Source organism: Bacillus sp. NTK071 (assembly GCF_017303315.1).
In the GTDB taxonomy this organism is placed as follows: domain Bacteria; phylum Bacillota; class Bacilli; order Bacillales; family Guptibacillaceae; genus Guptibacillus.
Genome location: NZ_JAFKOI010000002.1, coordinates 24,182 through 50,577, shown reverse-complemented (window position 1 = coordinate 50,577; position 26,396 = coordinate 24,182). Strand labels below are relative to the sequence as shown.

The window sequence follows — 26,396 nt, the reverse complement described above, 5'->3', positions numbered from 1 at the left end:
ATGTCAACAATGGTACCTGATCAGCGCGGTAGATACGGAAGATTTGGTGGAAAATACGTACCTGAAACAGCAATGTATGCACTAGAAGAATTAGAGCAATCATTAGATGAAGCAATGGCTGACGAACAGTTTATGGCAAACTACCACGAAGAATTGAAAAAGTACTCTGGGCGACCAACACCTATTACGCATGCAGAAAATTTATCCAAACGCCTGGGTGGAGCACAAATTTATTTAAAGCGAGAAGATCTTAACCATACGGGTGCACATAAACTAAACAATGCTATTGGACAGGCACTTCTTGCAGTACGAATGGGTAAAGAAAAAATAGTAGCGGAAACAGGAGCCGGACAGCATGGTGTAGCTGCCGCAACAGTTGCTGCACGATTTGGTCTAGAGTGTAAAGTATTCATGGGTGAAGAAGATATTAGACGTCAAGAATTGAATGTCTTTCGGATGAAGCTTCTTGGAGCTGAAGTGGTTCCTGTATCATCTGGTAGTAAGACGCTGAAAGATGCTACAAATGAAGCTATTCGCTATTGGGTAGCAAATGTGGAAGATACGTTTTATTTAATAGGCTCAGTTGTAGGACCACATCCATATCCTAAAATGGTTCGCGACTTCCAAAGAGTGATTGGAGACGAATCACGAGAGCAAATGACTGATCTTCCTAATAAAGTCATCGCTTGTGTTGGGGGTGGGAGTAACGCAATGGGAATGTTCTATCCATTTCTTCAGGATGATGTTCAATTAGTTGGAGTAGAGGCTGCAGGTAAAGGAATCCATACTGGTGAACATGCAGCAACACTATCAGAAGGACGACTTGGAGTTATTCATGGTTCTATCACGTATCTACTTCAAAATGAGACTGGACAAATTCAGGAACCGCATTCCATCTCAGCTGGTCTGGATTATCCGGGTATCGGGCCTGAACATGCTTATTTATCGGAGACTGGTAGAGTGACGTATACTGGTATCACTGATATGGAAGCACTTGATGCTTTGAAAGTATTATCAGAAGAAGAGGGTATTATTCCAGCAATTGAAAGTGCACATGCCCTATCAGAAGCGATTAAACAAGCGCCTGACATGGCAACAAATGAAACGATCCTTGTATGCCTATCAGGTAGAGGAGATAAAGACGTTCACACGATTATGGAACATCTTGGAGGTGAGGTTGATGAATAAACGTTTCGAAAAACATGTAGATGGACGCAGCGATTTATTCATCCCGTTTATTGTAGCGGGAGATCCAACTGAGGAAGCAACAATTAAGCTTGCTCTCATGCTACAAGAAGAAGGTGCGAATGCTATTGAACTTGGAATTCCTTATTCTGACCCGTTAGCGGATGGCCCAGTTATTCAACGGGCCTCTATTCGGGCGCTTGAGCATGGGATGAGTTTAGAGAAAGCTATGGATATCGTTCCAAAAATGCGCGAACGCGGACTTGAAATTCCTGTGATTGTATTTACTTATTACAATCTTTTGTTACAATTAGGAGAAGAACGCTTCTTCGCTTTAGTGCGTGAAAATAACATCGATGGACTTTTAGTGCCTGATCTTCCTTTTGAAGAGAGTGAAGAATGGAGAGAAAGCTGTAAAATGAACGATACGGCTCTTATCTCGCTAGTAGCTCCTACAACATCTGATAAGCGTCTTACTGCAATTGCTAATGAAGCATCAGGTTTTCTCTATTGTGTTTCATCACTCGGTGTTACAGGGACACGTACAGATTTTCATTCGTCTGTCTTCGAATTCATTGATCGCGTAAAATCCCGAAGTCCTATTCCTGTCGCTGTTGGTTTTGGGGTCTCAGCTCCAGAGCAGGTAGCAAAACTTAAAGAATACTGTGATGGAGTGATCGTTGGGAGTGCCATTGTTCGTCAAATCGAAGCGCAAGTTGATGGTTTAACAAATGAAGAAACACAGGTAGAAGCGATCGATCATATTCGTTCATATATTCGCGATTTGATTTCACCATATGAGAAACTGAAAATTAATACGTGAGGTGCACGCATGATTCCAAAACAACAATTGAAGGGTCTTACCCCTTACAAGCCAGGTAAACCAATTGAAGAAGTGAAAAAAGAACTTGGACTAAAAGAAGTTGTGAAATTAGCTTCGAATGAGAATCCTTATGGCTCATCTCAAGCTGTTAAAGAAGCCATTCAGAAAGAATTAACACAATTGAATATCTATCCAGATGGATATGCATCCGATTTACGAACAGCAGTAAGTGAACATCTTAATGTTAATGAAGATCAAATTGTATTTGGTAACGGTTCTGATGAAGTAGTACAGATGATTTGCAGAACGTATCTTGAAAAGGGAACCAATACGGTTATGGCAACACCTACTTTTCCACAATATCGACATAATGCAGTGATCGAGGATGCTGAGATTCGTGAGGTACCATTGCAAGATGGAAAACATCAGTTAAGCAATATGCTTGATGAGATAGACGAAAACACTCGCGTTATATGGGTTTGTTCACCAAACAACCCTACAGGAGAGCATGTACCTGAGAAAGATTTAATATCTTTCTTGGACCAAGTACCAAAGCATGTTCTTATTGTAGTTGATGAAGCTTATAAAGAATATGTAACAGCTCAAGACTTTCCAGATACGTTAGCTGTATTAAATAACTATAATAACCTTGTTGTACTTCGAACTTTCTCAAAAGCATACGGCATTGCAGCTCTTCGCGTAGGTTTCGGTGTAGCGAATTCTGAAGTGGTAGCAGCAATAGAACCATCGAGAGAGCCGTTTAACACATCTCGCGTTGCTCAAGCAGCTGCCACTGCTGCCTTGGGTGACCAGAACTTTATTGATATGTGCCGTGTGGAGAACGAGAAGGGGCGTTCACTTTATTATGAATTTTGTGAGCAGTACGATTTAGAAGTATATCAATCACAGGGGAATTTCGTATTAATAGATTTTGGTATACCAGCGGATGAAGTTTTTAATTATCTATTGAAGAATGGATACATTGTTCGATCAGGATCGGCTCTAGGATTCCCAACATCTGTAAGAATTACTGTTGGTTCCGAAGAACAGAATAGAGAAATTATTAGCTGTCTTACTCAATTATTAGTTGAACGTAGAAAGGTCCAGTCATGAGTAAACAAGTTGCTGTGATTGGTCTCGGTTTAATAGGAGGTTCGATTGCGCTAGCAATCAAAAATAACCACGAAGATGCATGGATAACTGGTTTTGATGTGAATCAAAATCAGCTCCAACTTGCAAAAGCTCTTCGAGTCGTTGATGAGACAGCTTCTTCACTGGAAGAAGCTGTCCAATCAGCCGACTTTATTATGATTGCTGCACCCGTTGTTCAAACGGAACACATTTTGGCGCAATTGAGTGAGATTTCATTAAAAAGCAAGGTTATTATATCTGATGTTGGTAGCACAAAACATTCGATTGTGAAACATGCAAAAAGTATTTTGCATCCATCGATAACGTTTATTGGTGGGCATCCTATGGCTGGATCACATAAAACAGGTGTTTCTGCCGCAAAATCTCATCTATTTGAGAATGCTTTTTATATCCTTACTCCTGATCAAGGTGTTCAAGAAGAGGACCTCAGTAAGCTCATGGACTTGTTAAGTGGAACGAATGCAACGTTTGTCGAGTTAGAAGCAGAAGAGCATGACTATCTGGTAGGCTTAATTAGTCATTTTCCACATATTCTTGCAGCAAGCCTTGTGAATTTTGTCAGTGAGAGTAATAATAATCAACGTTTTAATGTAGCTAGATTTGCGGCAGGTGGGTTTCGTGACATTACCCGGATCGCATCTGCGAGTCCCGTGATGTGGCGAGACATTCTATTACGAAATAAAAAAGTATTGCTACAAATGACGGATGATTTAAAACTAGAACTTGACCGCATACGAAGCTACATTGACCAAGAAGATGGCGACAAAATTTTTGATTATTTTGCAGATGCCAAAGATTTTCGTGACGGTTTACCAGTTCGATCAAGAGGCGCTATTCCGGCGTTTTATGACTTGTTTCTAGACGTTCAAGATCAACCTGGGGTCATTGCAGCTGTTACACAAAAACTTGCGGGTGAAGAAATTTCGATTACCAATATTCGTATTATCGAAACGCGTGAAGATATCATGGGAGTTTTGCGAATTAGCTTCAGATCAGAACTTGACCGAGATAATGCTAAAGCTGTCCTTGAACGTGATTTCGATACGTATGTTGATGATAAATAAGGAGATCGTTAGTATGGAAACGATAATGAAAGCAAATAAACTTCAAGGTAGTATCACTATTCCAGGCGATAAATCTATCTCTCACCGCGCCGTCATGTTTGGATCGATTGCGGAAGGCACAACTCATATTACGAATTTTTTAACAGGTGCTGATTGTTTAAGTACAATTGCATGTTTTAAACAAATGGGTGTAAATATTAAACAGGATGGAGCTTCTGTAGTTGTAGAGGGTTTAGGAATAGATGGATTACAAGAACCTTCACGGCTTCTTGATGTTGGGAATTCCGGTACTACATTCCGTCTCATGATGGGCTTACTAGCAGGGAGACCCTATCACTCAGTACTTTCAGGTGACGAGTCAATTGCCAAAAGGCCAATGAACCGTGTATCAATTCCCTTATTGAAAATGGGTGCTAGTGTAGACGGCAGAAGCAATGGCACATATGCCCCTATTTCAATTAGAGGTGGAAACCTAAATGGTATTACATATACTTCACCTGTAGCAAGTGCTCAGGTGAAATCAGCTATTCTGCTAGCAGGCATTCAAGCGACTGGTGTCACGACAGTACATGAACCACATTTGTCACGTAATCATACTGAGAATATGCTTGAAAGCTTTGGTGTTGAAGTGAAGCGTGATGGTCGATCTGTTAGCGTAAAGGGTGGACAGAAGCTGAGGGCTATAAATGTCGAAGTACCTGGTGATATTTCATCTGCTGCTTTCTTCCTTGTAGCCGGTGCGATTGTGCCGGATAGTACGATAACTCTTTTGAACGTTGGAATAAACCAAACCCGAGCTGGAATTCTTGATGTATTAGAGAATATGGGGGCATCACTATCTATTCTAAATAGAAGGATCGTAAATCAAGAAGAAGTGGCTGATTTAACAATCAAAACAAGTAAACTTACTGGGTCAACCATTAAGGGAGATATGATTCCTCGTTTAATTGATGAGATTCCAATTATTGCACTTCTAGCTACACAGGCAAATGGTAGAACAGTGATTAAAGATGCTGCAGAATTAAAAGTGAAGGAAACTAATCGAATTGATGCAGTTGTTGATGAGCTACAGAAGCTTGGAGCTTCAGTTACGGCTACAAACGATGGAATGGTGATTGATGGGCCTACACCTCTCCATGGAGCAGCAGTATCTAGCCTTGGCGACCACCGTATCGGGATGATGCTTGCAATTGCTGGATGTATAACAGAAGGCAAGGTTGAACTAGCCATGCCAGAAGCTATTAAGGTTTCTTATCCTGAATTTTTTGAACATTTGAAGCAGTTGAGAACAGGTTCATAGGGACCTGTTCTTTTATTAGAGTTATTTAAAGATCGATTCACAAAAACAATCCTAATTTTCGGAACAATCTGTTGATTTTCTAAAATTACCTGTTATACTAAGAATAGTAATGGTTTCTCTCCACTCCTATCCATATTTATTTTGTCCCTGTGTTTTGAAAGCGCTAACATGCGCTTTCTACACAGGGAATTTTTTCATTGTGATCCTTTAAGGTGAGACATATTCACCTTCCCTAGCACATAGCCTGTCAGTACTAAGGCAGGTATGGGGAGGAACCAATATGAAACATCTATTTGAAAACGTTTCTATTAATGGCACTAACTATAAATTGGTTACTGATTCGAAAATAACTTACAAAACAACCGATGGAAGATTAGAAAAAGGAATTAGCTGCTCTTTTGATCAACTCCTGATGAAACCTGGGAAAATCCTGTTCGTAGAAGGTCTAGGTTCAAAATCTGAGGATGATTTTTTTGAAGAAATGAAACAATTCATTATGCGTGGAGCAACCACAATCCTTACAATCATGACTCTCCATCACGAGCGGACATTTGAGCAAGAACTTAATGAATCTATTTGTTCACTTACTAAAAGTCCAATTGATTACGTAATCGGAATACGGATGGATGCGTCGAACCTTACACCAGAAGTAATTAGAAAATGCGCTCGTTACCATATTCCTTTCGTAATCGCTGAGTTTAAAACAGAGGAAAGCTGGAATGATATTGTGTTAGAATGGATCATTCAAGCTAATTTTCCATATAGGTCAGTCATAATACCAGATTTTTCATTTCTTAGAACTTTTCCAAAAGATAAGGTCGATCAAGAGCGCTTAAGACTATTATGTGAGGCACAACTAAAGGGACTTGATGCTTCCTTTTATCAAAATATAATAAATAAGAAAGAACTATCACCTGAATTGATGAAAAGAACTGGCCTCTATCCCATGAAAGGATGTTTAGCATCTGGCTCAGATTTTGATTATAATCTCTATAAACAGAATTCAGGCAATCAAGTTGAAGAAGAGCAAAATCTTGATTATGATGGAAGAGACCCAATCATTTCAGGACTTCGTGGAGAATTACTTAAAGTAAACGATAACATTATGATGAAAGTAGGCTACGGTAAACACCTAAATATTCATAAACCATCGTTTTTTACTGCGGATCACCGAAATAAAATAAGAAGTGTTAGAAGGAGTTTTGGAGCGTGGAGCGTCTTAAACAAGCTGTCTCGTTAATTGAGTCAGGAAATTTTGAAAAGGGATTAGAAGAACTTAAGGAAGTTCGTAAGGAAGCTGATCACGAAGGATTGTACGATCTATCCAACATTTATTACAGTCTTGGGTTAATTGAGGACTCAAGAGATGTAGTTGAGGAATTATTGATTCATTACCCGAAAGAGGGAGAATTGCTCGTCCAGGCGGCTGAATGCTATGTAGATCTTGAGCAGGAGCAGGACGCCATCGCTGCTCTTAATAAAATAGATGCGAACGACGCTGCCTATCCTCCTGCCCTTTTGTTACTTGCAGACTTGTACCAAACAGAAGGATTGGAAGAGGTAGCTGAACAAAAACTACTTGAGGCCAAGCGAATTTCACCGGACGAGCCGATCATTGATTTTGGTCTTGGGGAATTCTATTTAACTCAGGGACATCATCTTAAAGCTGTTCCTTATTACGAATCAGTTCTAGGTACCAAAGGTGAGTTAGCTAATGAGAATATCGAACTTAGACTCGCTGAGGCGCTGAGTGGAAGTGGTCAATTTGAAGAAGCCCTAACTTTTTATGAAAAGGGGTTAGAGAACGGGCGTGAAATTAATGCGCTATTTGGATATGGATTCACTGCGCTACAAATCAGTGAGTATCGAAAGGCGATTAACGCTTTTAACGAATTAAAAGACCTAGACCCGCAATATAGTACCCTTTATCCGTACCTTGCTAGAGCTTATGAAGAAGAAGGTGCGACTACTGAAGCGATTCAAACGCTTGTTCAAGGTATTAAAGTAGATGAATTTAACGAAGAGCTATATTTACAAGCAAGCAGGTTAAGCTATAAAACACATGATAACAAAAGTGGTGAGCAATATTTACGTGAGTTACTTGCCATTAATCCGACACACATTGAAGCAGCGAAAACACTGGCTACTTTCCTTAGAACAGAGGAGCGGTATGAAGATATTATTGACTTGCTTAACAATATTGAAGAAGGAGATCAGAGTGATCCTTATCTCGACTGGTCAGCTGCAACAGCTTATGCACAGATGGAAGAGTATAAAGATGCCATAAAACGTTACGAAAACGCATATACTTATTTCAAAAACGATCCTATTTTTCTTGAAGAGTATGGTTTATTCTTAATTGAGGAAGGCCGCCGTGAGGAAGCTGTAGAGGCATTTAAGCTTGCTTTGAAGCTTGATCCAACGTTAGTACACCTTGAAGAAGAAATCCTCAGATTTGGTGAAGAAACATTTAACGAGGAATAAAGACGGTGTAGAAGGAAATTTATCTTCAATGACGAATTCTTAAATTAGGAAAATCTCAGGGAGGAATCGCTATGAGCAGCTCCGTTTCTGTCGTTGAAAAGAAGGACTTTCTTAAATGGTTTCTTAAAAATTATCAGGTTAAAAAACGTGAATGTGTTTGGCTATTAAATTATTTAATTAGTGATGAAGTGCTAATGGGGAATGTTCACTTTGTTGAAAATGCTGAATTCTGTCCTAAAGCGCTGGTTATTTCAACTCATTGTGTTGAAAATGCACCATTCCGTTTTTACAAACATAATATTATTACAACAGATCCAGAAAAGTCTTTTCATGACATTCGCCTGAATCAGGACGAGCCTATTTACATTCAGCTCAATTTTAAAAGTAAGAATGTATCTCCACAATATGTTGCTGTTCTGGAAGAAAATCCATTCTTGCCAGAGAACATGGCTGCAGATAAGAAATATTCCTTCCTGGCTGAAATGGTTCTTGATGAATCATTTACCCGATTTAAACGGGATTCAATTCTTAAACAAATTGATGAGGCTTTGGATCAAAATGATGAGGTAACATTTCAGAATCTAAGTAAACAACTAAATAACCTCTAACCCTTGAATCTTTTCAAGGGTTTTTTTATACTTTAAATTGGTTCAGATGCGAGCAAGAGGGGGAGACAAACTTGATTCGTAAATTGAAGGCAGCTGATATTGAAGACGTAATTGGTATGGAAACTGGTATTGAAGACGACTATGTCATTCGTATTTTCTCTAAACTAATTGAGGAAGACTACATGCTAGGTTATTTTGAAGGAGATACACTCGTTGGAATAGCTGGAATCACCATCTTTGAAGAAGAAGTTGCTGTCTTGGGTCGACTACGTACCCATATGAATTATCGTGGCAGAGGAATTGCTTCTACGTTAATGAAACAACTTAAGGAAGAGGCTTTCCATTCTTTAGGCATGCAATGGGTAGGATATGCGACAGAAAAGCATAATAAAGCGGGCAATCGATTGGCACGCAATCTACAGATGAATTTCGAAGCCACTATTGTATCATCACGTATAAGTCCTAATGCAGTAGCAGGTACATATGATACTCAACCCTATCGATTTGATTTTTCTAGAGAAAGTAAGAATAAATATCTGGAAGAGTTTAGTCAGAATGAGGATCTTCCATTTTTCCCTCATTCAATATATTATCCCCTCCCCTATGTACCTACGTTAACAACTAGTTATTTAGATACAATCGAAATGTATCAAAATGACCTGGGAACCTTTATGATAATGAAAGAAGAGAAAGGAGCTTCATATCTTCATGTCAAGGTTTGGAACGAACGAACGTTACATAGTAAAGAGATGTGGCAAATTGTGAACGCTGAGGCGGAAAGAGAAGCAAGGTCAATTTGGATTGACCTTCCAACATATCAAGCAAAATCGCTTGAAGCACAATCACACCAGACCATTTGGCACTTATACGGAATAAAAAGGAGCTAGTAAATATGAGATGGACCGAATCAGATATCGCGATTTACGAAAAAGAAAGAGAGTACGTGGATACAGCAGTCCTCCCACTTATACCTATTTCAATGACATCAAGTGTTAAAACGACTGTATCAATGGGAGAATACATATCGATCATTTCCGGAGAATTAGAAAGACAGCTAAAAGGGCGGCTTCTATTAATGCCTGCGTTCACCTATCTCCAAACAGAAAATAGCGAATCGCGAGTTGAACGACTTAAGCAGGTAGAGGAAGAGCTTTACCAGGGTGGGATCAAACACATTATCACATTATCGGCGGATGTTGATTGGAAACAGTCTGAAGCCAAGTTATCTAGCGCCCTATTATGGATGCCTGCTATCCCTCTTGAACACATGGACGAACAATATAAAATGGAAACGGTGTCAGCTCAAGTTAAACAAGTTCTACAATTTGTCACAAATACATGGCAAAGTAATACAAATAGTTGATTTGAGGCATACTAATAACCAATCCGAATATTGACAGAGCGAGAGTGACTACGCTATCATAGGAATGTCCTAGTTATATGTGTTTACTATTTATGTCCGGCTGGACTGACTTCATAGGATAGGGGGGAAACCAATGGCGAAGAAAAATGAAGTAACAAGACGCCAATTTCTAAACTACAGCCTGACTGGTGTAGGCGGATTTATGGCAGCAGGAATGCTGATGCCAATGGTTCGTTTTGCAATTGATCCATTGTTAAAAGAAGGAGCCAAGCAGGATTTTGTTCCTGTTATGGACACAAGTGAGATTACGAATAAACCAGTTCGTAAGGAATTCAAAATTGACCAGGTTGATGGTTGGTATGAATCTGAAGTAACGCAATCCGCCTGGGTTTACAAAGATGAAAAAGACGAAATTGTCGCACTTTCACCTGTATGTAAACATTTGGGTTGTACGGTTGACTGGTCTTCTAATGCTGCTTATCCTGATCAGTTTTATTGTCCGTGCCACGGTGGCCGTTACACAAAAGATGGTGTCAATGTAAAAGGAACACCACCTCTTGCGCCGCTTGATGTTTACAACAAGAAAGTCCAAGATGGAAAACTTTACCTCGGAAAACCTGAACCACGTTAGGGGGCGTAATCTATGTTAAATAAAATCTATGATTGGGTAGATGAACGCTTAGATATTACGCCAATGTGGCGCGATATTGCAGATCACGAAGTGCCTGAGCACGTTAATCCGGCTCATCACTTTTCAGCGTTTGTTTATTGTTTTGGAGGATTAACGTTCTTTATTACCGTTATCCAAATCCTATCCGGGATGTTCCTTACAATGTATTATGTACCTGACATTGTAAATGCCTGGGAGTCTGTTTACTACCTTCAAAATGAAGTAGCATTCGGACAAATTGTTAGAGGAATGCACCATTGGGGAGCCAGTCTCGTTATCGTTATGATGTTTCTACATACCCTTCGCGTATTCTTTACCGGCTCTTACAAAAAACCTCGTGAGTTAAACTGGGTTGTTGGTGTTTTGATTTTCTTCGTAATGCTTGGTCTAGGGTTCACTGGATATCTCTTGCCATGGGATATGAAAGCGCTATTCGCAACGAAAGTTGGTCTTGAAATTGCGGTTACTGTTCCTGTCATTGGAGAGTGGGCGAAAACCCTTCTTGCCGGAGGAGAAATCATCGGCGCACAAACACTCGCACGTTTCTTTGCGATTCATGTTTTCTTCTTGCCAGCAGCTCTTCTTGGATTGCTAGCAGCTCACTTTATCATGATTCGTAAACAGGGTATATCTGGCCCGTTGTAAAATTCGTTTAAGAACTTATTACTAATTAACGACACAATTTTTTATACGAAGGAGGGGGACAGATGCATCGCGGAAAAGGAATGAAGTTTGTAGGCGACTCGCGTATCCCTGCGCAGAGAAAGCCTAACATTCCAAAAGATTATTCAGAGTACCCCGGCAAAACAGAAGCGTTTTGGCCGAACTTCTTATTAAAAGAGTGGATGGTTGGTGCTGTATTCCTAATCGGTTATCTAGCACTAACAATTGCACATCCATCTCCGCTTGAGCGTGTAGCCGATCCTACGGATGCAACTTATACACCGCTTCCTGACTGGTACTTCCTGTTTCTATACCAGCTCTTGAAGTATAAATTTGCGGCCGGTGACTATACACTAGTTGGTACGGTTATTATGCCAGGACTTGCATTTGGTGCACTTCTTCTCGCTCCATGGCTTGATCGTGGACCAGAAAGAAGACCTGCTAAGCGTCCAGTTGCAACTGCTCTTATGCTACTCGGATTGATTTCAACAGTTTATCTTACATGGGAATCTGTTGTAACTCATGACTGGGAAAAAGCAGCAAAGCAAGGTGAAATCGTTGAAGCAGAAGTAGACAAAGAATCAGAAGGTTACGCAATTTATTCAGGACAATCTTGTATTGGGTGTCACGGTGACAGCCTTCAAGGTGGATCTGGTCCATCGCTTCTAGAAACAAAGCAAACGAAAGAGTCTATCATGGACATTGCTGTAAACGGAATTGGTGGTATGCCAGCTAACGCTTTCAAAGGTACTGATGAAGAACGTGAAAAGCTAGCTGAATTTATTGTCGAAACTGCTAAAGCAAATCAATAATATGTTGAAAAAGCTGACTCCCTAGTCAGCTTTTTTTTCACTTCTACATCATTGGATTAAGAAAATGAAAAGGAGATACCGATGATTTATCAACTTTTTTATTTATTGAAATCAAAGCCCTTTCTATGGTTGTTGCTTTTAATTAATGTACCTGGAACTATTTACGGCTATTATTGGTATGGTTGGCAGTTAGAAGATACGAAACCGATTTTTCTCCTTTTTGTTCCTGATAGTCCAACGGCAAGTCTTTTCTTTTGCTTTGTTCTCATAGCATTTTTATTTGGGAAAAACTGGCCACTAATGGAAGCTTTGGCTGCCGTGACGTTATTTAAATATGGGATCTGGGCTGTTGTTATGAATATGATGGTTATGGTCGTTACCGGACAATTGTCTCCCATAGCGCTTATGTTAATCTTTTCTCACCTTGGTATGGCGATTGAGGGATTATTATTTGCGCCATTTTACAAAATCAAACCATGGCACCTTATTGCCGTAGCAATATGGACGTTCCATAATGATGTAATAGATTATGTATTTGGTCAGATGCCTCGTTACTCCATTCTTAGTGAGTATACAACAGCAATAGGGTATTTCACGTTCTGGCTTACCGTTGTTTCACTCGCACTTGTTTATTTCCTATCCGTTCGCAAAGGACATTTTAAGCTACCTATTCGTTAAAAGGAAGTGGTCTACTCTTGTCCCTATCTTCATACATTGAAGTAGAATGAAGGAGGGACAAGGGATGGGTAGACGATGGCTCCTTTTGGTAATTATACTTATGATGTTCCCCGTTAATGTACATGCTTCTGATACTGACACTAAACAAGTCTGGAATGATATAGCTGCAAATGTACTTGAGTTTGGAAAACAGGAAAAGTTTGATCGAGCGAAAATAATGCTTGAAGAATTTGCACAAGCATTCCCTGGTGAAGCTGGAGATGAGCTAACAACTACGGAGTTAAGAGTTGTTCTAAACGCTCATGATCGAGCGATGCAATCGATAACAGCAGTGGATAAAGCGAATGAACAAAGAATTCAAGCATTAACAGAATTTCGTCTTGCTGTTGATGCCTTAGTTTCAACAGATCAACCAATGTGGCGTCAAATGGATGATAAACTTCTCCAGTTAATTGATGAAATGAGTATAGCGATTGAGCACGGTGATGTGGATGTTTATGAAGCGAGTAAAAAGCGATTTCTTGGAACGTATAGCATTATTAAGCCAGCAACGGCGATTGATTTGTCTGTTGAAACGCAACAGCGATTAGATTCTCATATTGCTTTCATAGAACGATATGCGTCGGGTAAAGATAAGAACCTTGTCGGTCAACTTCAGACAATGCATGATGATTTTGAGAAAGCGTTCGATAAAAGCAAAGAGGAAGATGAGGCATCAATTCTTTGGATGATCGTGTCAATAGGAGGTATTATCACCTTAACATTAGCTTATGTGGTCTTTCTTAAATACCGTGGAGAAAAGGAAATGAAAAAAAGCAAACAGGTTGATAAAATTTGAAGATCTTGTGAACCTGAAACTGTGTAATTGACTTTTTATATAAATTTGACTAAAATTGACGTTAATAACATAGTCATAAAGTAATTACACATGTGATGGAGGAATGGAAATGGCTAGTTTTCTAATCTATTTTGCACTACTTTTAATCATTCCACTATGGGCTCAGAGTAGAGTGAAAAGCGCGTATAAAAAATATTCTAAAGTTCCTAATTCATCTGGTATGACGGGTGCACAAGTAGCTCGGAAAATTCTTGATGAGAATGGGTTATATTCTGTAAGCGTTGAAGAAGTTCGAGGACATCTTTCCGATCATTATGATCCTCGTTCAAAAACAGTAAGGTTATCATCCGGAAATTTTCATGGCGTCTCTGTAGCAGGCGCGGCAATTGCAGCACATGAAGTGGGTCACGCCATTCAAGATGAAGAAGACTATGCACCACTTCGCTTCCGACATACACTTGTTCCGGTTGCAAATCTCGGTTCAAACTTTAGTTATTTCATTATTCTAGCTGGTATTCTGATGTCGTCTGCTAACTTCATATTACTTGGGATTATATTTATGAGCGCAGCAGTTCTATTTCAGATGGTAACATTGCCTGTTGAGTTTAATGCATCAAACCGAGCGATGGAACAGATTGTATCAACAGGAGTTATTCGAAATGACGAAGAAAGAGAAACGAAAAAAGTACTAAACGCAGCAGCTTTAACTTATGTTGCAGCAGCGGTAGTTGCTCTTCTTGAATTAGCACGTTTTGTGTTTATCTTTATAGGAATGAACGAAGATTAAAGAGAAATCTCGCCTGTTAGTTTAGGCGAGATTTTTTGTTTCAATCTTCAATTGGATTTTTATTCTCATCAAGTGTAAACCCTTCACCGAGCACATCATGAACATCATTTACAGCAACGAAAGCGTGTGGGTCAACTTCACGAATAATGTTCTTAAGCCGAACAATTTCATTACGAGCGACGACGCAGTATAGTACTTCCTTTTGTAGACCTGAAAAGCTACCTTTACCGTTTAATACAGTGGCGCCTCGGTCCATCTGATTCATGATTGTCTCAGCAATTTCTTTGTTGCTTTCAGAAATTATCATCGCCGCTTTTGCTGCATAAGCACCTTGTTGAATGAAGTCGATTACGCGTGCAGCTACGAAAACAGCAAGGAGTGTATACATAGCTTCTTTATAATTTAAATAAACTAGGGAAAGTGCAATAACACAAAAGTCAAAGGCGAACATTGTTCGTCCCATACTCCAGCCAATATATTTAGAGCCAAGTCTCGCGATTATGTCCACACCCCCTGTAGTGCCTCCGTAACGAAAAATAATCCCTAGCCCAACTCCTACAAAAACTCCTGCAAAAAGTGCAGCAAGTGTTAAATCATCCTGTAATGGGATCGAAAGTGCTGAGTAGTGCTGGAAAATCCATAAAAAGACCGATAATGAAACCGTTCCAATAATGGTATAGATAAATGATTTTCTTCCAAGTAACCGCCAACCTATTAGAAAAAGTGGGAGGTTAAGAGCTAAATTTGAAATGGCGGGATCGATATCAAATAGAAAATATAATAACAGTGTAATACCTGTAAATCCACCTTCAGCTAAATTATTCTCCATATTAAAATGAACAAGTCCAAAAGCGAATATTGCAGAGCCAAGTAGAATGAAGAATGTGTTTTTACTCCGAATTCCTTCCATATATCGTACTCCTTTCCTAAAATGACAACCAACAGATCTCATTATAATCAAATACCGAGCAGACAGCAATTTCATTCTGTTATACTCACATTAGGTTAATCCATAGATACACCGGTTAAATATTTGTCAAACGAACTTCTTTTAGCTAACATAATAACAGATACGAAAGGTGGACTAGCCTATGTCGAATAAGACAATTAAAGAGATGCAGAATGAAGTAGACCAATACATAAGTCAGTTTAAAGAAGGATATTTTAGCCCGCTTGCTATGCTTGCTAGAATGACAGAAGAACTGGGAGAACTTGCACGTGAAGTGAATCATTATCATGGTGAGAAACCAAAGAAAACTTCTGAAGAAGAGCGAACAATTGAGGAAGAGATGGGCGATCTTTTGTTTGTTTTAACGTGTTTTGCGAATTCGATGGATATTGATTTAGATGAGGCATTCAAAAGGGTAATGACAAAGTTTAATACAAGAGATAAAGATCGCTGGACAAAGATTGAAGAGGAGAGTGAAAAACGATGAATGAAGTGAAGATTGTCATCGCTGGACCTAGAGGTAATATGGGAAGGGAAGCTGTAAAGCTCGTGGATCGTACAGAACATTTTAGCCTAACAGCTGTCGTAGATAGCAAGCTTTCAGGACAAACTGTTAAGGATATTGAGGGGCTTCCTTCAATCGAAGCTCCGGTCTATACAGACCTAGATCGTTGTCTTTCAGAAGTAGAGTGTGATGTACTTATTGATCTAACAACCCCTGAATATGGTAAGAAACACATGGAGATAGCTTTTGATCATGGTGTTCGTCCTGTAGTTGGAACCACTGGATTTTCAAATGAAGATGTTCAGGAGCTATCAGAAATAGCTGAGAAAAAGGGCTTAGGAGCAATTATTGCTCCGAATTTTGCTATAGGTGCTGTTTTAATGATGAAATTTTCTGCAATGGCGGCAAAGTATTTCCCGGATGTAGAGATTATTGAGCAACACCACGACCGTAAGCTTGATGCTCCTTCAGGAACAGCAGTGAAAACGGCAAAAATGATTTCTGAAGTTCGAGAAGCAAAGGTGCAAGGACATGAAGATGAGCGGGAAGATATGGATGGAGCAAGAGGAGCAGACTATGAAGGTATGAGAATTCATAGCGTTCGCTTACCCGGTTTAGTAGCACACCAAGAGGTTTTGTTTGGTGGAGAAGGACAAACATTGAAAATTCGTCACGACTCAATGCATAGAGGGTCATTTATGCCCGGTGTACAACTGGCTGTTGAAACCGTTTTGAATATTGATCAGCTAGTTTATGGTCTTGAAAATATTATGGAGTAGGGGATGATCAAATGAAAATCGCTTTAATCGCACACGATAAGAAAAAGGACGATTTAGTGCGTTTTGCTCTTGCTTATAAGTTAATTCTCGATCCTCACGAGCTTTTTGCTACAGGAACTACAGGGAAACGCATCATTGATGAGACGGGACTCCGAGTACACCGTTTTCAATCTGGACCACTTGGTGGCGATCAACAAATTGGAGCCATGATTGCAGAGAACGATATGGACGCAGTGATTTTCTTTCGAGATCCCCTTACTGCACAGCCGCATGAGCCAGATATTACAGCGCTTATTCGACTGTGTGATGTATACGATATTCCGCTGGCAACAAATATGGGCAGTGCAGAATTACTTGTTCATGCTCTTGGAAGAGGAGAACTGGATTGGAGAGACATTATACATGGAAGAAATAACCAAACTTGATATACTTGCATTCGGCGCTCACGCTGATGATGTTGAAATTGGTATGGCTGGCACATTAAAGAAGCTTTCTGAAGAAGGGAAGCGTACAGGAATTTGTGATTTAACAGAAGCTGAGCTTTCTTCAAATGGGACGATTTTTGTTAGACATCATGAAGCCAAAACAGCATCAGATATTCTTTCAGTAGGTATCCGCTATAATCTTGGATTCCCCGATCGTGGTCTGTCAATTTCAGACGATATGATCAAAGAAGTAGTGAAATTAATTCGAAATACACAGCCAACCGCTGTTTTTGTACCATACTATGAGGATAGGCACCCAGACCACGGTCATGCTGCAACTCTTGTTGAGGAAGCTGTTTTCTCTGCGGGAATTCGCAAATATCGTCCAGAATTAGGATCTGCCCATAAGGTGACTCACGTTTACTATTACTTTATTAACGGTTTCCATAAACCTGATTTCACGATTAATATTACGAACCAAATTGAAGCGAAAAGACAGGCACTTGAAGCATATGAAAGTCAGTTCACATTAAATACAGGGAGTGTCTCCACCCCGTTAACGAATGGTTACGTTGATAAGGTTATTTATCGTGAATACTTATACGGAAAAGAATCTGGAGTAGAATATGCAGAAGGATTTATGGCTAAGAATCTAATATGTATGGAAGAACTCCCGTTAGGAGAAAGAAAATGACACTTAAAATCGGTATAACCTGCTATCCAACTGTTGGGGGTTCTGGAGTTATTGCAACTGAGTTAGGCAAGATGCTTGCAGAAAAGGGACACGAAGTTCACTTTATTACGAGTAGCGTTCCTTTCCGGTTGGATACGTTTCACCCCAATATTTATTTCCATGAAGTTGAAGTTAATCAATACGCTGTATTTCGTTATCCGCCATATGATTTAACACTTGCTAGTAAGATGGCAGAGGTGATTCAACGCGAGAACCTTGATTTACTTCACGTCCATTATGCAGTCCCACATGCTGTCTGTGCTTTTCTAGCAAAGGAAATGGTAGGAAGAGACATTAAAATTGTTACAACATTGCATGGTACAGATATTACTGTCCTTGGTTACGATCCATCATTAACAGAGTTGATCAGGTTCGGTATAGAGAAGTCAGATCGAGTCACAGCAGTATCTGATGATCTAGTAGAGCAGACACATCGCTTGCTTGAAACAGATAAGGAAATTGACACCGTTTATAACTTTGTGGATGAGCGGGTTTATTATCCAAAAGCTCCTGCTGATTTGAGAAAAGGTTATAACATTGATGAAAATGAAAAGGTAATCGTGCATATATCAAACTTTAGAGCTGTTAAGCGGGTACCTGATGTCATCGAAGTTTTTAATAGAATTCAAAAGGAGATGCCTGCTAAGCTTTTGCTTATTGGTGATGGACCAGAAATACAGGTAGCTTGTCGTTTAGTAAATGACCTTGGGTTAAAAGATCGAGTGAAATTCCTAGGTAAACAGGAAAATGTAGCTGAAATTCTTTCTATATGCGATTTGAAACTATTACTTTCAGAGAAAGAGAGCTTTGGTCTGGTTGCATTAGAAGCTATGGCGTGCGGTGTTCCTGCGGTTGGAACGAATATAGGTGGCATTCCAGAAGTAATTGAACATGGAGTAAATGGGTTTATTGCAGAAGTTGGGGACATTGAACAGATTGCTTCTTATGCAATGCGTTTGCTCTCTGATGATAAACTTCATAAGCAAATGAGCTTAAGCGCTGTGGAGGCTGTCGAAACGAAGTTTGCTTCGAATCTAATTCTCGAACAGTACGAAGCATTGTATTACAAGACGCTTCAAGGAGCACTTACTTGATTGGCTTAAAAGGGGATGCTTTTGAATCCTGTTTGAATGTGCTAAATGTCCTTACGAAAGCAGGTTATGATGCATATATCGTTGGGGGAGCTGTAAGAAATGCGTTACTTGGTTTACCTGTATCGGATTTCGATTTGGCTACATCTGCAAAACCTGAAGAGATTGTTAAACTATTTGATAAGGTAGTGCCGACTGGAATAGAGCACGGTACGGTTACGGTCTTATACATGAGCGATGCTTTTGAAGTGACTACTTTTCGAGCAGATAAGAAGTACACAAATTTCAGACATCCATCAGGCGTTTCATATTTAGGATCCATTGAAGGGGATCTTGCAAGAAGAGACTTTACCATCAACAGTATGGCCCTTTCTAAAGAGGGAGAATTAATTGATCTACATGGTGGCCAGACAGACTTAGAGTTCAAACTTATTCGAACTGTTGGCAATCCAGAAGACCGTTTCAGAGAAGATGCCTTAAGAATGCTTCGTGCCATTCGGTTTATAAGTATTCTGGGCTTCTCTTTGGAGCCAAAGACGGAAGAAGCTCTTACTGAAAATGCCCATCTCCTAAAACACGTTGCGGTAGAACGCCTTCAAACAGAGTTTTCTAAACTATTGGCCGGTAAAGCCGTTAACTCAGCTTTGATACAGCTTGTTTTGTCTCGTGTGCATCATTTCTTACCTGGCTTAAGTAAAATGCCGTCTATGCTTAATAAAAATGTAGATCTGTCAATTCTTGAAACGGAAATCGAACGCTGGGCTTGGCTTTCTAGTTATGCAGAAAATCCTGTTACATTCATGAAAGAGTGGCGGTTGTCAAACAGCATTATAAAACAGGCCGAACGTCTTATTACTATCTCATTGGAAGTCCAGCATGACGGGTGGAGTAATCGCACTGTATATGATGCCTTTCCAAATGCTAAATCTTGCGAACGGCTGCTTGCAGTCATTGATCAACGTGAACCAGACTTTACAAAAATAGATCGAATCATTTCAAAACTTGTTATAACATCCCGAGAGATGCTCGCCGTAACCGGTAATGATTTAATAAGTTGGGATCAAACGAATCCAGGCCCGTGGGTTGGTGAAGCGATTAGGGAAATTGAGCTTGCTGTTATTACAGGAAAGATAAAGAATGAGAAATCCAGCATTAGAAGGTGGCTTAAACAGTGGCGGACTCAATAAGGCAGCAGCTGCTGCAAATGCTTGAAGACCATGCAGAAAATTATGTTTCAGGTCAAATGATTAGTGAAACATTAAATGTTTCCAGAACGGCTATTTGGAAGCACGTTTCAGAACTACGAAAAAACGGATATGAAGTGGAAGCTGTTCAAAAGAAGGGGTATCGAATTGTGTCCAGGCCGGATATGCTTAGTCGAGAAGAAATTGGGTTGAAATTAACTACCGAATTTTTAGGTAAAACCATTCATACTTATCCTTCCGTCGAATCTACACAATTCATTGCACATGACCTTGCTCATCGAGGTGCAGTTGATGGGACGATTGTAGTAGCAGATGAACAAACTGCGGGGAAAGGTAGGCTTGGTCGATCATGGCATTCTCCGTCAGGTAGTGGGATCTGGACAAGTCTTATTCTTCGTCCTAAACTTCCGCCGCAACGAGCGCCACAGTTTACTCTTATTGCTGCGGTAAGCGTTGTTCACGCCATTCGCAAGCAAACTGGTGTTGAGGCAGAAATTAAATGGCCCAATGACATCTTAATCAACGGCAAGAAAGTAGTTGGTATTCTAACTGAATTGCAGGCTGAAGCTGACCAAATTAAGTCAATCATTATTGGAATGGGCATAAATGTTAACGCCTCGACAGATGATTTTCCAGAGGACTTACATACAGCAACTTCACTTAAAATTGAATGTGGTCATGATGTGAATCGATCTGCCCTTCTTGCAGCAATACTTAATGAACTTGAAACATTATATGAAGAATACTTAACTAACGGCTTCCGTATGATTAAACTCCTATGGGAGAGTTATGCCGTTAGTCTCGGCAGAAGAATTAAAGCAAGAACGCTTAATGGCGTGATTGAAGGGCTAGCGAAAGGTATTACCGAAGAAGGCGTACTTTTACTTGAAGATGAGAATGGGAAGCTTCACCATATCTATTCTGCAGATATTGAAATCTGTTAATTGCTTCCCACTTTTATAGAATTATCTGCTATACTACTAGTGAAAGGGCGGTATCTGTTTAGAACCGCACCATTAATTTCTTTTGAAAAAAATAGTCTGCCTTGATCCAAATGGACTGGGACAGAGGGATGAAACCGTTATGTAACCTCCTTTTGGAGTGTTGCGGCGAGTCTGTGTGTGTTCACAGACTGATAAGGTAACCCCTGTCAGCCGCAATGCTCTATTAGGAGGTTTTTTGTGCGGTTCGATGTTCCTCTGAATAAGGAGGAAAATGACATGAAGACTACTACTAATTTCAAGCAAATGAAAGAGAGCAATCAGCCGATCGCAATGCTTACTGCTTATGATTACCCTTCAGCAAAGCTTTCTGAAGCAGCGGGAATTGATCTTATCCTAGTTGGCGATTCTGTAGGAATGGTTGCGCTAGGGTATGATTCTACAGTACCTGTGACAATGGATGATATGGTTCTCCACACGAAGGCTGTGAAACGGGGTGCTCCAAATACGTTTATCGTGACTGATATGCCTTTCTTGACTTATCATAGCAGTTTCTATGAAACGCTATCCAATGCAGGGAGAATGCTCCAGGAAGCCGGTGCACATGCTGTAAAGCTTGAAGGCGGAGCGGAGGTAATTATGCATATTCAGAAGCTAACAACTGCAGGAATACCTGTTATGGGACATCTTGGACTTACACCGCAATCGGTTGGTGTACTTGGAGGATATAAAGTACAGGCAAGAGAATCTGAAAGCGCAAGACTTTTGGTGGAAGAAGCAAAAGCAATTGAAAAAGCTGGAGCCTTTTCTCTAGTACTTGAATGCGTCCCTCAACAGCTAACAGAAATTGTATCAAAAGAACTTTCCATACCAGTAATTGGGATTGGTGCAGGTATATCTGCTGATGGACAGGTTCTTGTCTATCATGATGTTATTGGGTATGCTTCAGAACACGTTCCGAAGTTTGTTAAACAATATGCGAACATTGGTGAAACAATAAATGAAGCGATCCAAACATATGTGGCCGATGTCAAAGGTCAACAATTTCCTGAACAAAAACATTCTTTTAATATGAAAAATGAACAGTTAGATGGGATGTACGGGAGGGTTCGATCATGAGAATTATTCAAACGATTAAAGAAATGCATGAAACATCAAAATACATGATGAGGCAAGGGAAAACAATTGGTTTTGTCCCTACAATGGGATTTCTACATGAAGGACATATCAGTCTTGTAGATGAAGCAAATGAGCAAAATGATTGCGTTGTCATGAGTATCTTTGTTAATCCTTTGCAGTTCGGACCGAATGAAGATTTCGATCGATATCCAAGAGATTTAAAGCGTGATGAAGAGCTTGCAATTGAAGCTGGAGTAGACATACTCTTTTATCCTCATGTAGATGAAATGTATCCAAAAGAGCGCACCACTATGTTAAGTGTGAAGGAACGAGTTGATACATTATGCGGAAAATCACGGCCAGGACACTTTGATGGAGTAGCAACAGTTGTTCTTAAATTACTTCAGATTGTACTACCCGACAGAGCTTATTTCGGTATGAAAGATGCCCAGCAGGTTGCTGTTATTAAGGGACTTATAGACGATTTTAACGTCCCAGTTGAAATTGTTCCATGTCCCATTGTAAGGGAACACGATGGGCTTGCAAAGAGTTCGCGTAATGTTTATCTTACTCCGTTAGAACGGAAAGAAGCCATTCAACTCTCAAGCGGTTTACATGCAGCGGTGAGAGCGATCGCTGATGGAGAGAAACAATCTATAAATATCAAGGCTATGGTAAAAGAGTATTTAGAACAAACTTCCGGAGTAATTGATTATATTGAAGTGCTATCCTATCCTGAATTACGACCAGTAAATACGATAGAAGACGATGTAATCGTTGCCCTTGCAGTTCAATTCTCTGCGGCTAGACTTATTGATAATACAATTGCTTATAGTGAAATAGCGATAGGAGTGTAACCATGTTTGTTACAATGATGAAGGGTAAAATTCATAGAGCACGAGTTACTGAAGCCAATTTAAATTATGTAGGAAGCATTACAATTGATGAAGATATCATTGAGGCGGTTGGAATGTTACCGAATGAGAAAGTTCAAATTGTTAATAATAATAATGGGGCAAGGCTTGAAACGTATATTATTCCAGGTGAACGGGGATCAGGTGTGGTGTGTTTAAATGGAGCGGCTGCACGCCTTGTTCAACAGGGAGATGTTATTATTATTGTCGCATATGGAATGATGAGTGAGGAAGAAGCAAGACAATTTACTCCACGTGTCGCAATTATGAATGAACATAATCACATCATCGATATGATTGGTGCTGAACCTGCTGGAACAATTTTATAGTGCAAATGCTCTGGACCTTGTCCAGAGCATTTTTTAATAAGAAAAGTATAGTGGTATTAGAAATTATTTTCCGTTCTTCCTAAAAAATGATAAAGTTATAAAAGTGAACAGTGATGGGTTGAAGTAACTGAGGTGAAAATGAATGAATCGATATACAATAATAGACTTTGAAACAACTGGGAATTCTCCCAAAAATGGAGATCGTATTATCCAAATAGGATTGGCTATCGTTGAGGGAGGAACTATTGTTGACCGCTATTCCTCATTTGTGAACCCTGAACAGCCGATACCAGTTTTTATTCAACAGCTTACAGGGATAAAAGAGGATGACCTTAAAGATGCCCCATTGTTTGAAGAAGTTGCACCAGAACTTCTCAAACGCCTTGATGGAGCTTATTTTGTCGCACATAATGTGCGGTTTGATCTTAATTTCATGAACGCGCAACTCGATGCAAGCGGATATGATCCATTTTCAGGTCCGATAATTGATACAGTTGAGTTAGCAAGAATTCTACTTCCAACAGCAGAAGCGTATAAGTTATCTTGGCTTGCCGAGTTTTTAAACTTTAAACATGATAATCCACACCAGGCCGATAGTGATGCAGAAGTAACAGCTGAGCTACTTTTATATTTATTTGATAAGTTAGAGTCGCTTCCAATCGTTACATTACAGCAGCTAACAGAACTAGTTCCAAGGTTATACAGCGATATTGAAGTTGTACTGAATGAAACGATTGATGAAAAACAGCGAACAATTGAACCTGAAGGCAACTTTGAAGTGTTTCGGGAAATTGCCATTAAACGTCAGGATGAACTAGCAGACATTACGCCTATGAAAGAAGCGATTCCATTCGAATCTGCTCAAGCCGAGTTTGAGAAGAAGATGGCAGAGATCATTCCGGGTTTTGAAGTACGAGCAGGACAAACCGATATGATGAAGCAGGTTGCCCTTGCTTTCGATACAAACCAGCATGCATTAATTGAGGCAGGAACAGGTATAGGGAAATCGCTTGGATATTTACTTCCTGGAGTTGTCCATGCGAAGAACACAGGGAAGCCCGTGGTAGTAAGTACGCATACAATCCAATTACAAGAGCAGTTGTTACAAAGAGATATCCCTTTTCTCCGAGACATTCTTCCTTTTGAATTCGGTGCTACGATTATTAAGGGTAGAAGTAATTACCTTGACTTAACAAGGTTTGAGCAACAGCTATACCGAGTCGAAGAAGATAATTACGATACGATATTGACGAAAGCACAGATTCTCGTTTGGCTACTCGAAACAGATTATGGTGATGTAGAAGAATTAAATTTGTCAAGCGGAGGGAAAATCTTTTGGCAACAGGTCAAAAGTGATGCAGCTGTATCTGCTAATCATCGCTCACCATGGTTCTCACGAGATTTCTATCATAGAAGAAAACGGTTTGCGTTGAATGCAGACCTCATAATTACAAACCATGCTCTCTTATTTAGCGATTTAATAAATGAACATCAACTATTGCCTGCTTATCAACAAGCTGTCATTGATGAGGCACATCATTTAGAGGATATTGCCACGGAGTTCTTTGGTGTAAAAACGGATTATTTTTCAATTCTGCAGGGCTTTGTTCGAATGGGATTGAAAGATGGAGATGGCATCTACGGAAAAATCAATAGTATTTTGAAAGACGTTGAAGTAGAAATAAAGGAATATAAAGCAGAAATTGATGCGTATGTGAAAACGATTCTTGGCGATTTAGACGAGCTTTTTCGTATGCTTCATAGGTATGTGTTGAAAAATATGAATCGCTCTAATGAGATTGGTCGTTTAAGTTATCGCATATCTAATGAGAGCGGTGCTGCCTGGGAAGCGATACAAGAAGCTGCACACAGGCTTGTCTTTTATTTAAAAGACCTTGATAAAGCGCTGAAAAAATTAGAAAAAGAATTGGATCTGAAAGAAGATGAATTAACGCGTGAACAGCTTAATGCTGTCGCTGATTTTAAAGGCATTCATTCCTCGGTTCTTGAGGAGCTATCAAAAGTAGATTATTTACTTCTTAACGAAAATGAGAACGATGTTAAATGGGTAGAAATTGATCCGAAAGGCGCTTTGAATTCAGCGTTTCTATTCAGCAGGCCTGTTGAAGTAGGCAACGTCCTTTCGAGTGAATACTTCGGTAAGAAAAAGAGTATTTTGCTCACTTCAGCCACACTTACGGTTAGAAATTCCTTTGATTATATTATCAATCGTCTTGGCCTCGAAGAATTTGGTCCACTTATACACCGTTATGAGTCACCATTTGATTATAGTGAACAGGCGCGATTAATGATCCCAACCGACATTCCGATGATTAAAGACGTATCAGATAGTCAATTCGTCGAACATATAACAAATGCCATTCTACAAATTGCGCGCGTAACCCGCGGACGGATGCTTGTTCTGTTTACTTCTTATGACATGCTTCGAAAAGCACATCATCGTATGAAAGAATTAATAGAACATGATGAACTGACACTAATTAGTCAGGGAGTTGATAGCGGAAGCCGAGTGAGGCTTACGAAGAATTTTAAAGAAAGTGAAGATGCGATTCTTTTTGGAACAAGTAGCTTTTGGGAAGGGGTAGATATACCTGGTGAAGATTTAAGCTGTTTAATTATCGTTCGATTACCATTCTCCCCACCAGATAATCCTGTTTTCCAAGCTAGATCAGAGCTATTAAAAGAATCAGGGGGAAATCCATTTATGGAGCTCTCTCTTCCTGAGGCAATTATCCGGTTTAAACAAGGATTCGGTAGGCTTGTCCGCTCACAACGAGATCGAGGAGCTGTTTTCGTTTTCGATCGACGTATCATTTCAACACGTTACGGACGTTCTTTTGTTAAATCTCTACCTGATGTGCCCCTCCTTGAAGGAAGCGTAGAAGAGTTAGTAAATGAGCTGGATCTTTGGTTATAAAGCATTCATTCGTCACAAACTAATCCTTAGGGAGGTATTGT

28 protein-coding genes are annotated in these 26,396 nt (G+C 39.8%); 27 read left to right on the top strand and 1 reads right to left on the bottom strand.

All coding sequences use genetic code 11. The annotated features are described in order from the left end of the window. From trpB to JI666_RS04345, 16 genes are all read left to right on the top strand, one after another. Nucleotides 1-1,188, top strand: coding sequence for a tryptophan synthase subunit beta (gene trpB / locus JI666_RS04420; protein ID WP_206889393.1), 1,188 nt, complete (start codon nucleotides 1-3; stop codon nucleotides 1,186-1,188). Beyond that, the gene (gene trpA, locus JI666_RS04415) at nucleotides 1,181-2,008 is read left to right on the top strand and encodes a tryptophan synthase subunit alpha (protein ID WP_206889392.1); all 828 of its coding nucleotides are present in this window, start codon (nucleotides 1,181-1,183) and stop codon (nucleotides 2,006-2,008) included. The genes trpB and trpA overlap by 8 nt, the downstream gene beginning before the upstream one ends. Before the next feature lie 9 nt (nucleotides 2,009-2,017). After that, on the top strand, nucleotides 2,018-3,121 hold the full coding sequence (hisC, locus tag JI666_RS04410; protein ID WP_206889391.1) for a histidinol-phosphate transaminase: 1,104 nt from the start codon (nucleotides 2,018-2,020) through the stop codon (nucleotides 3,119-3,121). Then, nucleotides 3,118-4,224 carry a prephenate dehydrogenase gene (locus JI666_RS04405; RefSeq protein WP_206889390.1) on the top strand — a complete coding sequence of 369 codons (1,107 nt, stop codon included), beginning with the start codon at nucleotides 3,118-3,120 and terminating at the stop codon, nucleotides 4,222-4,224. The genes hisC and JI666_RS04405 overlap by 4 nt, the downstream gene beginning before the upstream one ends. A 13-nt stretch (nucleotides 4,225-4,237) precedes the next feature. Further along, nucleotides 4,238-5,524, top strand: a complete 1,287-nt coding sequence (gene aroA, locus JI666_RS04400) for a 3-phosphoshikimate 1-carboxyvinyltransferase (protein ID WP_206889389.1) — start codon at nucleotides 4,238-4,240, stop codon at nucleotides 5,522-5,524. Nucleotides 5,525-5,804: 280 nt separating this feature from the next. Beyond that, nucleotides 5,805-6,764, top strand: a complete 960-nt coding sequence (locus tag JI666_RS04395; protein WP_206889388.1) for a hypothetical protein — start codon at nucleotides 5,805-5,807, stop codon at nucleotides 6,762-6,764. After that, a complete protein-coding gene (locus JI666_RS04390) occupies nucleotides 6,734-8,008 on the top strand; it encodes a tetratricopeptide repeat protein (protein WP_136947260.1) in 1,275 nt (424 codons plus the stop codon). Before JI666_RS04395 ends, JI666_RS04390 begins: the two co-directional genes overlap by 31 nt. Nucleotides 8,009-8,079: 71 nt before the next feature. Then, nucleotides 8,080-8,616 carry a ReoY family proteolytic degradation factor gene (locus tag JI666_RS04385; RefSeq protein WP_136947259.1) on the top strand — a complete coding sequence of 179 codons (537 nt, stop codon included), beginning with the start codon at nucleotides 8,080-8,082 and terminating at the stop codon, nucleotides 8,614-8,616. Nucleotides 8,617-8,687: 71 nt separating this feature from the next. Beyond that, nucleotides 8,688-9,503, top strand: a complete 816-nt coding sequence (locus JI666_RS04380; RefSeq protein WP_206889387.1) for a GNAT family N-acetyltransferase — start codon at nucleotides 8,688-8,690, stop codon at nucleotides 9,501-9,503. Nucleotides 9,504-9,508: 5 nt separating this feature from the next. Continuing rightward, on the top strand, nucleotides 9,509-9,979 hold the full coding sequence (locus tag JI666_RS04375; protein WP_206889385.1) for a YpiF family protein: 471 nt from the start codon (nucleotides 9,509-9,511) through the stop codon (nucleotides 9,977-9,979). A 133-nt stretch (nucleotides 9,980-10,112) separates the two neighbouring features. Next, nucleotides 10,113-10,610 carry a ubiquinol-cytochrome c reductase iron-sulfur subunit gene (locus tag JI666_RS04370; protein ID WP_206889383.1) on the top strand — a complete coding sequence of 166 codons (498 nt, stop codon included), beginning with the start codon at nucleotides 10,113-10,115 and terminating at the stop codon, nucleotides 10,608-10,610. 12 nt (nucleotides 10,611-10,622) lie between these two features. After that, nucleotides 10,623-11,294, top strand: a complete 672-nt coding sequence (gene qcrB / locus JI666_RS04365) for a menaquinol-cytochrome c reductase cytochrome b subunit (RefSeq protein WP_206889381.1) — start codon at nucleotides 10,623-10,625, stop codon at nucleotides 11,292-11,294. Nucleotides 11,295-11,356: 62 nt separating this feature from the next. After that, the gene (locus tag JI666_RS04360) at nucleotides 11,357-12,124 is read left to right on the top strand and encodes a menaquinol-cytochrome c reductase cytochrome b/c subunit (RefSeq protein WP_206889379.1); all 768 of its coding nucleotides are present in this window, start codon (nucleotides 11,357-11,359) and stop codon (nucleotides 12,122-12,124) included. Between the two features lie 84 nt (nucleotides 12,125-12,208). Then, on the top strand, nucleotides 12,209-12,802 hold the full coding sequence (lhaT, locus tag JI666_RS04355) for a lipoprotein heptaprenylglyceryl N-acetyltransferase LhaT (protein ID WP_206890349.1): 594 nt from the start codon (nucleotides 12,209-12,211) through the stop codon (nucleotides 12,800-12,802). A 64-nt stretch (nucleotides 12,803-12,866) separates the two neighbouring features. Then, nucleotides 12,867-13,640 carry a sporulation protein YpjB gene (locus tag JI666_RS04350; protein ID WP_206889377.1) on the top strand — a complete coding sequence of 258 codons (774 nt, stop codon included), beginning with the start codon at nucleotides 12,867-12,869 and terminating at the stop codon, nucleotides 13,638-13,640. 109 nt (nucleotides 13,641-13,749) lie between these two features. Beyond that, nucleotides 13,750-14,427: a zinc metallopeptidase gene (locus JI666_RS04345; protein ID WP_206889376.1), complete on the top strand. Its 678-nt coding sequence runs from the start codon at nucleotides 13,750-13,752 to the stop codon at nucleotides 14,425-14,427. 40 nt (nucleotides 14,428-14,467) lie between these two features. On the opposite strand, the gene JI666_RS04340 is transcribed toward JI666_RS04345, so the two are convergent. Further along, entirely contained in the window at nucleotides 14,468-15,337 is an 870-nt protein-coding gene (locus JI666_RS04340; RefSeq protein ID WP_206889374.1) for a YitT family protein, read from the bottom strand. 181 nt (nucleotides 15,338-15,518) lie between these two features. Here JI666_RS04340 and JI666_RS04335 point away from each other — a divergent pair, with 181 nt between their 5' ends. The 11 genes from JI666_RS04335 to dinG all read left to right on the top strand — a co-directional run bounded on the left by JI666_RS04335 (nucleotide 15,519) and on the right by dinG (nucleotide 26,355). Continuing rightward, complete coding sequence (locus tag JI666_RS04335) at nucleotides 15,519-15,863, top strand: nucleotide pyrophosphohydrolase (RefSeq protein ID WP_206889373.1); 345 nt, start codon at nucleotides 15,519-15,521, stop codon at nucleotides 15,861-15,863. After that, nucleotides 15,860-16,660 carry a 4-hydroxy-tetrahydrodipicolinate reductase gene (dapB, locus tag JI666_RS04330; protein ID WP_206889371.1) on the top strand — a complete coding sequence of 267 codons (801 nt, stop codon included), beginning with the start codon at nucleotides 15,860-15,862 and terminating at the stop codon, nucleotides 16,658-16,660. The genes JI666_RS04335 and dapB overlap by 4 nt, the downstream gene beginning before the upstream one ends. 11 nt (nucleotides 16,661-16,671) lie before the next feature. Continuing rightward, nucleotides 16,672-17,085 (top strand): methylglyoxal synthase, encoded by a 414-nt coding sequence (gene mgsA, locus JI666_RS04325; RefSeq protein ID WP_206889369.1) that lies wholly within the window; start codon nucleotides 16,672-16,674, stop codon nucleotides 17,083-17,085. Next, nucleotides 17,072-17,779: a bacillithiol biosynthesis deacetylase BshB1 gene (gene bshB1 / locus JI666_RS04320; RefSeq protein WP_206890347.1), complete on the top strand. Its 708-nt coding sequence runs from the start codon at nucleotides 17,072-17,074 to the stop codon at nucleotides 17,777-17,779. The genes mgsA and bshB1 overlap by 14 nt, the downstream gene beginning before the upstream one ends. Beyond that, nucleotides 17,776-18,912, top strand: a complete 1,137-nt coding sequence (gene bshA / locus JI666_RS04315; RefSeq protein WP_206889366.1) for an N-acetyl-alpha-D-glucosaminyl L-malate synthase BshA — start codon at nucleotides 17,776-17,778, stop codon at nucleotides 18,910-18,912. Before bshB1 ends, bshA begins: the two co-directional genes overlap by 4 nt. Further along, nucleotides 18,909-20,096 carry a CCA tRNA nucleotidyltransferase gene (locus JI666_RS04310; protein WP_206889364.1) on the top strand — a complete coding sequence of 396 codons (1,188 nt, stop codon included), beginning with the start codon at nucleotides 18,909-18,911 and terminating at the stop codon, nucleotides 20,094-20,096. The genes bshA and JI666_RS04310 overlap by 4 nt, the downstream gene beginning before the upstream one ends. Continuing rightward, on the top strand, nucleotides 20,081-21,058 hold the full coding sequence (locus JI666_RS04305) for a biotin--[acetyl-CoA-carboxylase] ligase (protein WP_206889362.1): 978 nt from the start codon (nucleotides 20,081-20,083) through the stop codon (nucleotides 21,056-21,058). Before JI666_RS04310 ends, JI666_RS04305 begins: the two co-directional genes overlap by 16 nt. 276 nt (nucleotides 21,059-21,334) lie before the next feature. Continuing rightward, nucleotides 21,335-22,174: a 3-methyl-2-oxobutanoate hydroxymethyltransferase gene (gene panB / locus JI666_RS04300; protein ID WP_206889360.1), complete on the top strand. Its 840-nt coding sequence runs from the start codon at nucleotides 21,335-21,337 to the stop codon at nucleotides 22,172-22,174. Then, the gene (gene panC / locus JI666_RS04295; protein ID WP_206889358.1) at nucleotides 22,171-23,031 is read left to right on the top strand and encodes a pantoate--beta-alanine ligase; all 861 of its coding nucleotides are present in this window, start codon (nucleotides 22,171-22,173) and stop codon (nucleotides 23,029-23,031) included. Before panB ends, panC begins: the two co-directional genes overlap by 4 nt. A 2-nt stretch (nucleotides 23,032-23,033) precedes the next feature. Further along, nucleotides 23,034-23,417, top strand: a complete 384-nt coding sequence (gene panD / locus JI666_RS04290) for an aspartate 1-decarboxylase (RefSeq protein ID WP_206889356.1) — start codon at nucleotides 23,034-23,036, stop codon at nucleotides 23,415-23,417. A gap of 142 nt (nucleotides 23,418-23,559) precedes the next feature. Then, nucleotides 23,560-26,355: an ATP-dependent DNA helicase DinG, 3'-5' exoribonuclease type gene (gene dinG / locus JI666_RS04285; protein WP_206889354.1), complete on the top strand. Its 2,796-nt coding sequence runs from the start codon at nucleotides 23,560-23,562 to the stop codon at nucleotides 26,353-26,355. Nucleotides 26,356-26,396 lie beyond the last annotated feature (41 nt).

Excerpts from the sequence above, each read along its gene's own strand:
- trpB (WP_206889393.1), top strand. The coding sequence starts at position 1 with ATGTCAACAATGGTACCTGATCAGCGCGGTAGATACGGAAGATTTGGT.
- trpA (WP_206889392.1), top strand. The coding sequence starts at position 1,181 with ATGAATAAACGTTTCGAAAAACATGTAGATGGACGCAGCGATTTATTC.
- hisC (WP_206889391.1), top strand. The coding sequence starts at position 2,018 with ATGATTCCAAAACAACAATTGAAGGGTCTTACCCCTTACAAGCCAGGT.
- JI666_RS04405 (WP_206889390.1), top strand. The coding sequence starts at position 3,118 with ATGAGTAAACAAGTTGCTGTGATTGGTCTCGGTTTAATAGGAGGTTCG.
- aroA (WP_206889389.1), top strand. The coding sequence starts at position 4,238 with ATGGAAACGATAATGAAAGCAAATAAACTTCAAGGTAGTATCACTATT.
- JI666_RS04395 (WP_206889388.1), top strand. The coding sequence starts at position 5,805 with ATGAAACATCTATTTGAAAACGTTTCTATTAATGGCACTAACTATAAA.
- JI666_RS04385 (WP_136947259.1), top strand. The coding sequence starts at position 8,080 with ATGAGCAGCTCCGTTTCTGTCGTTGAAAAGAAGGACTTTCTTAAATGG.
- JI666_RS04375 (WP_206889385.1), top strand. The coding sequence starts at position 9,509 with ATGAGATGGACCGAATCAGATATCGCGATTTACGAAAAAGAAAGAGAG.
- JI666_RS04370 (WP_206889383.1), top strand. The coding sequence starts at position 10,113 with ATGGCGAAGAAAAATGAAGTAACAAGACGCCAATTTCTAAACTACAGC.
- qcrB (WP_206889381.1), top strand. The coding sequence starts at position 10,623 with ATGTTAAATAAAATCTATGATTGGGTAGATGAACGCTTAGATATTACG.
- JI666_RS04360 (WP_206889379.1), top strand. The coding sequence starts at position 11,357 with ATGCATCGCGGAAAAGGAATGAAGTTTGTAGGCGACTCGCGTATCCCT.
- JI666_RS04350 (WP_206889377.1), top strand. The coding sequence starts at position 12,867 with ATGGGTAGACGATGGCTCCTTTTGGTAATTATACTTATGATGTTCCCC.
- JI666_RS04345 (WP_206889376.1), top strand. The coding sequence starts at position 13,750 with ATGGCTAGTTTTCTAATCTATTTTGCACTACTTTTAATCATTCCACTA.
- JI666_RS04340 (WP_206889374.1), bottom strand. The coding sequence starts at position 15,337 with ATGGAAGGAATTCGGAGTAAAAACACATTCTTCATTCTACTTGGCTCT.
- JI666_RS04335 (WP_206889373.1), top strand. The coding sequence starts at position 15,519 with ATGTCGAATAAGACAATTAAAGAGATGCAGAATGAAGTAGACCAATAC.
- dapB (WP_206889371.1), top strand. The coding sequence starts at position 15,860 with ATGAATGAAGTGAAGATTGTCATCGCTGGACCTAGAGGTAATATGGGA.
- mgsA (WP_206889369.1), top strand. The coding sequence starts at position 16,672 with ATGAAAATCGCTTTAATCGCACACGATAAGAAAAAGGACGATTTAGTG.
- bshA (WP_206889366.1), top strand. The coding sequence starts at position 17,776 with ATGACACTTAAAATCGGTATAACCTGCTATCCAACTGTTGGGGGTTCT.
- panB (WP_206889360.1), top strand. The coding sequence starts at position 21,335 with ATGAAGACTACTACTAATTTCAAGCAAATGAAAGAGAGCAATCAGCCG.
- panC (WP_206889358.1), top strand. The coding sequence starts at position 22,171 with ATGAGAATTATTCAAACGATTAAAGAAATGCATGAAACATCAAAATAC.
- panD (WP_206889356.1), top strand. The coding sequence starts at position 23,034 with ATGTTTGTTACAATGATGAAGGGTAAAATTCATAGAGCACGAGTTACT.
- dinG (WP_206889354.1), top strand. The coding sequence starts at position 23,560 with ATGAATCGATATACAATAATAGACTTTGAAACAACTGGGAATTCTCCC.